The organism is Hallella faecis, assembly GCF_018789675.1.
Taxonomy (GTDB): Bacteria; Bacteroidota; Bacteroidia; order Bacteroidales; family Bacteroidaceae; genus Prevotella; species Prevotella faecis.
This window is the reverse complement of sequence record NZ_JAHKBE010000111.1, coordinates 1-2,243: the sequence shown is the minus strand read 5'-3', so window position 1 is coordinate 2,243 and position 2,243 is coordinate 1. Positions and strand designations below refer to the sequence as shown.

Sequence of the window (2,243 nt, the reverse complement as noted above, 5' to 3'; positions counted from 1 at the left end):
CTCCACAGGAGAGCAAGACAAAGAAGGGCAAATAACCCTTCTCGTCATCAAAGAGTGGCCTTCGGGTCGCTCTTTTTTGTGTTTTGGGCTCTCTTTTTCCTTACAGAACCATATAAATTTGCTCTTTATCCAACATTTTCCTTGCCGTTATGCATTTATTTCAAAAACATTGCGTAATTTTGCAGTCGTAAATATAAGCGCAATATAAAATAGAAGATAAAACAATATATAAATTATAGCAAAGTATAAAATAAAAGTGTGACATTATGGCTGACTATTACGAATATTCCATACCAGAATTGATAAAGCTGCTTGGAGCGAGATTCAAAGATTATCGTCTGCGTAGTAACATGACGCAGAAGGATGTCTCTGAGCAATCTGGTATCACCATTACTACCATTCACAAGTTTGAGAACGGAACGTCAGGCAATATGTCGCTTGGTACGTTCCTATTGCTGATGAAGGCTATCGGCCAGATAAATACTCTAGACGAACTGATGCCAGAACTTCCAGATTCTGCATATCTCATCAAGTCAGAAAAGAAGGTTCAACGAATTAGACATAAGAAATCATGATAACAAGCTCCCTTAAAATAATGCTCTGGGACAAGGAAATCGGTCGTTTGTCATGGGATGGCAGGAAAGGAATTTCGTACTTCGAGTTCAATCCTGCTGTTATCGGTGGCGAACTGGATCCTTTCCCTCTTATTGCTTCTACCAAGTCACCTGCAAGCCGTCGTCCTATCATGGGAGATAAGGAAATGAAGCTTTACCGTAAATTGCCTCCTTTTCTTGCTGATTCGCTTCCTGATGCTTGGGGAAATCAAGTCTTCGAATGTTGGAGAATACAGAGCGGCATCCGAAACCAGGAAATCACTCCTCTTGAAATTCTCTCTTTCATTGGCAAGCGAGGAATGGGAGCATTAGAGTTTATCCCTGAATCATCTGGCATTAAGAAGTCCGAACAACTCAATCTTAAAGCTTTGACGGACTTGGCTCAAAAGATATTCACTGAGCGTGAGAACGTAAAGATAATGCCAGATGAGTCTTTGACGATGCAATCCTTGATAGCTGTTGGCACCTCTGCAGGTGGCAGACAGCCTAAAGCCATTATTGCCATAAATCCAAAGACAGGTGAGATAAGAAGCGGACAGATAGCTGGGCAAAAAGAGTTTGAATACTGTATTCTTAAGTTTGGTGATCCTTCACGTTCTTCTGCTGAGCTTGAAATGGCTTATTACAAAATGGCTACAGCTGCTGGTATCAACATGATGCCATGTGAACTTATTGAAGTTGAGGGACAGAATCACTTCATAACGCATCGTTTCGATCGTGATGAGGAACGTAAGCTTCACATGCAGACACTGGCTGCCTTATACCCCGAGGCAGACAGCTACGAGAAACTGCTGATGGTATGTCGTAAGATGCGACTTCCTGAATCCACACAGGAAGAGGTATTTCGCAGGATGGTGTTCAACATCCTTGCCAACAACACCGATGACCACAATAAGAACTTTTCTTTCCTAATGGACGAAAACGGTCATTGGCAGTTATCGCCAGCATATGACATGACCTATATTTTCAATGTCGGAGGTTTCCTTCCAGAGACTATGCACTGCCTTATGATGCAAGGAAAGCTGCAAGGTCAAACCCTTGAAGATGCTCTTGCTCTCGCCAAAGATAATGGTATCAGAAAGGCAGAAACCATTATCAAAGAGGTTGCTTCTGCTATCTGTAAGTTCCGTAAATACGCAGAAGAATGTGGTGTAGGTCAGCAATGGATTGCTGCTGTTGAAACTTGCTTGAACAACCATCTGGCAAATTGGGGCTTCTTGCCTGATAGCAGTTCACCATCATTTGATATTGATGGCATTCTATATGAGAATGTACGTGTAGAACAAACTTACAAAGGCAATTTCCATCTTCTTTGCGAGATACAAGGAAAAGAGCGTAAGTTTGTTATATCAAAAAACAAAGCAGCGTATGCAGAGATTGAAGAAACAGGTACTTCCAACCTCTCGATAGAACAACTGCATACACTGGTTGAAACATACCTTGCCAGGTAAATCTACATATTGATACTACATAAAGAGCGGCTTCGGTCGCTCTTTTTTATACCTTCTCCCTACTGAAGGAAAACTGTCTTTTTTACATTCGAAAGTATGGGTAATAGACTTGAAACCATGAAAACATTTGAGTTTGGAGAACATGTATATATACATGAGTAATTCTAAACTTAAACTT

3 protein-coding genes are annotated in these 2,243 nt (G+C 41.1%); all 3 read left to right on the top strand.

From position 1 onward, the window contains the following. A partial coding sequence (locus KM934_RS12615; RefSeq protein ID WP_215760958.1) for a hypothetical protein occupies positions 1-208 on the top strand: 208 nt, incomplete at its 5' end. A 58-nt stretch (positions 209-266) separates the two neighbouring features. Beyond that, on the top strand, positions 267-575 hold the full coding sequence (locus KM934_RS12610) for a helix-turn-helix domain-containing protein (protein WP_094383297.1): 309 nt from the start codon (positions 267-269) through the stop codon (positions 573-575). A gap of 20 nt (positions 576-595) precedes the next feature. After that, on the top strand, positions 596-2,065 hold the full coding sequence (locus KM934_RS12605; RefSeq protein ID WP_252345005.1) for a type II toxin-antitoxin system HipA family toxin: 1,470 nt from the start codon (positions 596-598) through the stop codon (positions 2,063-2,065). Positions 2,066-2,243 lie beyond the last annotated feature (178 nt).

Excerpts from the sequence above, each read along its gene's own strand:
- KM934_RS12610 (WP_094383297.1), top strand. The coding sequence starts at position 267 with ATGGCTGACTATTACGAATATTCCATACCAGAATTGATAAAGCTGCTT.
- KM934_RS12605 (WP_252345005.1), top strand. The coding sequence starts at position 596 with ATGCTCTGGGACAAGGAAATCGGTCGTTTGTCATGGGATGGCAGGAAA.